The following is a 5,052-nucleotide window of genomic DNA, read 5'->3' as shown; positions in this document are numbered from 1 at the left end:
GGGCACCTTGCCGGCCCGGCGGGTACGACGGGCACCACCCTTGCCGAACTCGGTGCGGGGCTCGGCGCTGATCTTTACCTCGGACACGGGGAAACTCCTGATGCTTCGCTGCGGCAGCTTGTCGTCTGGCGGTGCTGGGCGGGGGGCTCGCAGGGGCTCATGCGTCAGAAGACTGCCCGGAGCACCGCGTCGATCACGGTGCCTCCGTGCGGCGCTTCTCAGCGGCCCGCAGGGCACCCTCGCCGTGGCAACCGCACCAGTCTACCCGAGCAATTTCGCGGGCATCCGGCAGTCCCCGGAACAGCCGGGCACGCCGGCGCGCGGCCCGGCCGGACGGCCGGGCCGGCGCGGACCGCGGATGGGCCGCGCCGGAGCGGCCGGCCCATCCGACGCCGTAGCGCTCAGACCCGCGCGGGGGTCAGCTCAGCCCACCGAAAAGGGTGGTCACCGAGCCGTCGTCGAACACCTCACGGATGGCCCGGGCCAGCAGCGGCGCGATGGACAGCACGGTGAGCTTGTCGAGCTGCTTCTCCGGCGGCAGCGGGAGCGTGTTGGTCACCACCACCTCGCTGATCGGGCTGTTCTTCAACCGCTCGGTGGCCGGGTCGGAGAGCAGCGCGTGGGTGGACGCCACGATCACGTCCGCCGCGCCCGACTCCTTCAGGATGTCCGCCGCCTTGCAGATCGTGCCACCCGTGTCGATCATGTCGTCGACGACCAGGCAGACCCGACCCTCGACCTCGCCGACCACCCGGTTCGCCACCACCTGGTTCGGCTTCAACGGATCCCGCGTCTTGTGGATGAACGCCAGCGGGCAACCGCCCAGCCGGTCAGTCCACCGCTCGGCCACCCGTACCCGCCCCGAGTCCGGCGCGACCACGGTCATCGGCCGGCCCGCGTACTTGTGCTCCACGTACTCGGCCAGGATGTCCATCGCGAAGAGGTGATCCACTGGGCCGTCGAAGAAGCCCTGGATCTGCGCGGTGTGCAGATCCACGGTGAGGATCCGGTTCGCCCCCGCCGTCTTCAACAGGTCGGCGACCAGCCGCGCCGAGATCGGCTCCCGGCCGCGGTGCTTCTTGTCCTGCCGGGCGTACGGATAGAACGGCAGGACGACCGTGATCCGCTTGGCCGAACCGCGCTTCAGCGCGTCAATCATGATCAGGGTCTCCATGACCCAGGTGTTCACCCCGTGCGTGACGGACTGCACCACGAAGGCGTCCGAACCACGTACCGAGTCCTTGAACCGTACGAAGATCTCGCCGTTGGCGAACTCGTACGCGTCGGCCGGCGTCGGCGCGACGCCGAGCACCTCGCCGATCTCCTTGGCCAGATCCGGGAAACCCCGTCCGGAGAAGAGCATCAGGCTCTTGCGGTTTTCGGCGACGATGCTGCCCATGGGCCCGTCTGCTCCCGTTTTGGTCGGTGGTACCCGGCCCACGGTGGTGGTCGGCCGGGGACTATTCGGTTGCAGTATCTCCCGCCCCGGGCGTCCGGCCCACCGACTCGGCAGCGCCGTGGATTGCCTCACCTTCGCTTGCGGCCGACGTCGGAGTCGGCGCACCCTGCGCACCCCGCAGGGCACGCTCGGCCGCCTCGGCGGAGGCGGTACCGGGCCGCTTGCGCGCCACCCAACCCTCGACACTGCGCTGCGGCGCCCGGGTCACCCCGAGCGCGCCCGGCGGCACGTCCTTGCTGATCGCGCTGCCTGCCGCCACGTACGCCCCGGCGCCCACCTCGACCGGCGCGATCAGGCTCGTGTCGCAGCCCACGAACGCCGCCTCGCCGACCACGGTGCGGTTCTTGTTGACCCCGTCGTAGTTCACGAAGATCGTCGCGGCGCCGATGTTCGCCCGCGCCCCGATCGTCGCGTCGCCCACGTACGACAGGTGCGGCACCTTGGCACCCGCACCCAGCTCGGAGTTCTTCACCTCGACGAACGTGCCGACCTTCGACTTCTCCGCCAACCGCGCGGCCGGCCGCAGATACGCGTACGGTCCGACGCTGGCACCCGGGCCGACCTCGGCACCGATCGCGTGGCTGCGCAGCACCGTCGCGCCGGCGCCGACCACCGTGTCGACCAGCGTCACGTCCGGCCCGACCACCGCGCCGCTGCCGACCACCGAGCCGCCGCGCAGCTGGGTGTTCTGGTCCACCACCGCGTCCCGGTCCAGCGCCACGGTCACGTCGATCCACGTCGTCTCCGGATCGAGCAGGCTCACCCCGGCCCGCATCCAACGCTCGTTGACCCGGTCCCGGAGCAGCCGCCGCAACGCCGCCAGCTCCACCCGGTCGTTGCAGCCGAGCGTCTCGGTGTGGTCGGTCGCCAGGTGCACCGCCACCGGCTCGCCCGCCGAGACCAGCAGCCCGAACACGTCGGTCAGGTACTCCTCGCCCTGGTCGTTGTCCGTGGAAAGCTTGCCGAGCACGTTCCGCAGCCGGACCGCGTCGAACGCGTAGATGCCGGCGTTGATCTCCCGGACCGCGAGCTGGGCGGGGGTGGCGTCGCGCTGCTCGATGATCTGCTCCAGGCGCCCCGCGGCGTCGCGCACGATGCGGCCGAGACCGGTCGGATCCGGCACCTCCGCGGCCAGCACGGTCGCCGCCGCGCCCTCGCTCTCGTGCGCCGCCACCAGCGCGGCGACCGTCTCCGGCCGCAGCAGCGGCACGTCGCCGTTGAGTACGACCACGGTGCCGGTCGCCTCCGGCGCGCTCTCCAGCGCGATCCGCACCGCGTGCCCGGTGCCGAGCTGCTCGGCCTGGAGCACCGCGGTGGCCCCCGGGGCGACCTCGGCCAGATGCGCCCGGACCTGGTCCGCGCCGTGCCCGACCACCACCATCGTCCGCTGCGCCGCCAGCGGGTCGGCCGCGTTGAGCACGTGGCCGAGCAGCGTCCGGCCGAGCATCGGATGCAGCACCTTGGGCAGTGCGGACTTCATCCGCTTGCCCTCCCCGGCGGCAAGCACGACGACGGTACGGGGGTGGGGCTCGGACACGACGTGGCTCCCGTCGGGACGCGGACAGTCTCGCGGCCATGCTAACCAGACAATCCCGCCCAGTTGGCACGGCCACAAGGATCGGCGGAATATCCGCATCTGCTGGGGTGCCTGGATTCGAACCAGGAGCTCAAGGCTCCAAAGGCCTGCGGGTTGCCGTTACCCCACACCCCATTGACATGTCAAGCCGCAACGCGCCACATCAATCCACAATTGTGTGCTCTGCTGCGGACCGGAACAGCTCGGCGATCATACCCTCAATCCGCCAGTAGAGCTCGCGGCTACGGGGCACGTTGATCACGAGACAGCCGCGGTAACCCTCGCCGGTGTTGCGGCGCAGGGTGGATGGGTTGTGCTTCTTCAGGCTGGCCCGCTGGAATCGGTGGGTCGGAAGCCCCAGTTCACCCGCCCACCACTCGGCCGCCGCGTCCGGGTCGGCGGTCTCGTGGATGCTCACCCGGTAGGTCGGCACGCTGCGGTCGACCCCGCAGGTTTCCAGAAAGCGCAGAAAGAGCGACAGCAGCCCTGGGTCGGTCATCGCCTTCGAGTGGGCCCGGCGGCGCTCCACTTCCTCTTCCGCCTCCCGGTCGAGCGGAACGTGCCGCACCCAGAGATGCGCCGTCGACTTGCTCACCCTCAACCGCCGCGCGATCTCCGGCACCGAGTGCCCGGTCGACCGGAGCGCCACCGCCTCGGCGCGCAGGTCGTCCTTGGCGTTCGGACGCCGGGTCCGCTCCGGCGGCGGGACGCCGCGCAGCAGCTCGTACACACGGTTGCGGCCGAGACCGGTGCGGGCCCGGATCTCCCGGACCGAGAGCTGCTCCTCGGAACGCAGGCGACGCACTTCGGCGGCGTGGGGATCGGTCATGTGGTGCAGGTTAGGGCGAGCGTACGACAGTCCAGACATTCGTTCACGTCGCTGTCTGATGTGATCTACCGGCCCCGTAAGTTACGGTGACGTAGGCGTAGATTCGCGTTCCACCCGTCCCCTGCGAGGTGCCATGTCCACCGCCCTGCTCGACCCTCATCCGACCGGTCCGAAGCCCCTCACCCAGGGCACCCAGTCCCGGGGCATCCTGATCGCGCTGTGGGGTTTCGTGGTGATCCCGTTCGCGGCGCTGGTCGCCGCCGTGCCGGTCGCCTGGGGCGGTTGGCTCAGCTGGGTCGACGTGGGCATCGCGGCCTTCTGGTACGTGCTGTCTGGCCTGGGCATCACGGTCGGCTACCACCGCTACTTCACCCACGGCTCGTTCAAGGCGAAGCGCTGGCTGCGCATCGCCCTGGCCACCTCCGGCTCGCTCGCCGTGCAGGGCGACGTCATCCAGTGGGTGGCCGACCACCGGCGCCACCATGCCTTCTCCGACCTGGAGGGGGATCCGCACTCGCCGTGGCGGTTCGGCGCCACCCTGCGCGGCCTGACCAAGGGGCTGTTCCACGCGCACGTCGGCTGGCTGTTCGGCCGCGAGCTGTCCAACCGGGAGCGCTTCGCCCCGGACCTGCTGACGGACCGGGACATCCGGCGGATGGACAAGCTCTTCCCCGTGCTGGCGGCCGTCTCGGTGCTCGGCCCGGCGCTGATGGGCGGGTTGTTGACCTGGTCCTGGCAGGGCGCGCTGACCGCGCTGTTCTGGGCCGGCCTGGTCCGTATCTCGTTGCTGCACCACGTCACCTGGTCGATCAACTCGGTGTGTCACGTGTACGGCGAGCGGCCGTTCATGATGCGCCACGGCGACCGGGCGGCCAACTTCTGGCCGTTGGCGCTGCTGTCCTTCGGGGAGAGCTGGCACAACCTGCACCACGCCGACCCGACCAGCGCGCGGCACGGCGTCCTGCGGGGGCAGATCGACATCTCGGCCCGGGTGATCTGGCTGTTCGAGAAGGTGGGCGCGGCGTGGGACGTCCGCTGGCCGAAGCCGGAGCGGATCGCGGCGAAGCTGGTGAAGCCGGCGGACCAGGCGGCGGCTGGACGCCAGCGTCGCCGCGGTCAACCAGGGTGGCCGCCGCAAGGGCGCAGCCTGCGTCTACCTGGAGCCGTGGCATCCGGACATCGAGGAGT

The 5,052-nt window shown here is 70.7% G+C and carries 4 protein-coding genes, 1 tRNA gene and 2 pseudogenes; 2 read left to right on the top strand and 5 right to left on the bottom strand.

Annotation, left to right across the window (positions count from 1 at the left end; all coding sequences use genetic code 11):
- The 5 genes and pseudogenes from AB0M52_RS30435 to AB0M52_RS30415 all read right to left on the bottom strand — a co-directional run.
- A pseudogene (locus AB0M52_RS30435) lies at window positions 1–87 on the bottom strand (50S ribosomal protein L25); the annotation flags it as partial.
- Between the two features lie 331 nt (window positions 88–418).
- Window positions 419–1,399, bottom strand: a complete 981-nt coding sequence (locus tag AB0M52_RS30430; protein WP_363960857.1) for a ribose-phosphate diphosphokinase — start codon at window positions 1,397–1,399, stop codon at window positions 419–421.
- A gap of 61 nt (window positions 1,400–1,460) precedes the next feature.
- On the bottom strand, window positions 1,461–2,996 hold the full coding sequence (gene glmU / locus AB0M52_RS30425; protein ID WP_363960855.1) for a bifunctional UDP-N-acetylglucosamine diphosphorylase/glucosamine-1-phosphate N-acetyltransferase GlmU: 1,536 nt from the start codon (window positions 2,994–2,996) through the stop codon (window positions 1,461–1,463).
- A 102-nt stretch (window positions 2,997–3,098) separates the two neighbouring features.
- Window positions 3,099–3,170: transfer RNA gene (locus tag AB0M52_RS30420), tRNA-Gln, on the bottom strand.
- A 28-nt stretch (window positions 3,171–3,198) separates the two neighbouring features.
- Window positions 3,199–3,864, bottom strand: a complete 666-nt coding sequence (locus AB0M52_RS30415; protein WP_363960853.1) for a helix-turn-helix domain-containing protein — start codon at window positions 3,862–3,864, stop codon at window positions 3,199–3,201.
- 133 nt (window positions 3,865–3,997) lie between these two features.
- Here AB0M52_RS30415 and AB0M52_RS30410 point away from each other — a divergent pair.
- Window positions 3,998–4,945: pseudogene (locus AB0M52_RS30410) on the top strand (acyl-CoA desaturase); the annotation flags it as partial.
- A gap of 13 nt (window positions 4,946–4,958) precedes the next feature.
- On the top strand, window positions 4,959–5,052 hold a 94-nt coding region (locus AB0M52_RS30405), incomplete at its 3' end, for a hypothetical protein (RefSeq protein WP_363960859.1).

The sequence above is a fragment of the Micromonospora sp. NPDC051296 genome (assembly GCF_040682255.1).
Lineage (GTDB): Bacteria > Actinomycetota > Actinomycetes > Mycobacteriales > Micromonosporaceae > Micromonospora > Micromonospora craterilacus.
The sequence above is the reverse complement of the archived record's forward strand: the minus strand, read 5'-3'. Positions and strand labels throughout refer to the sequence as shown.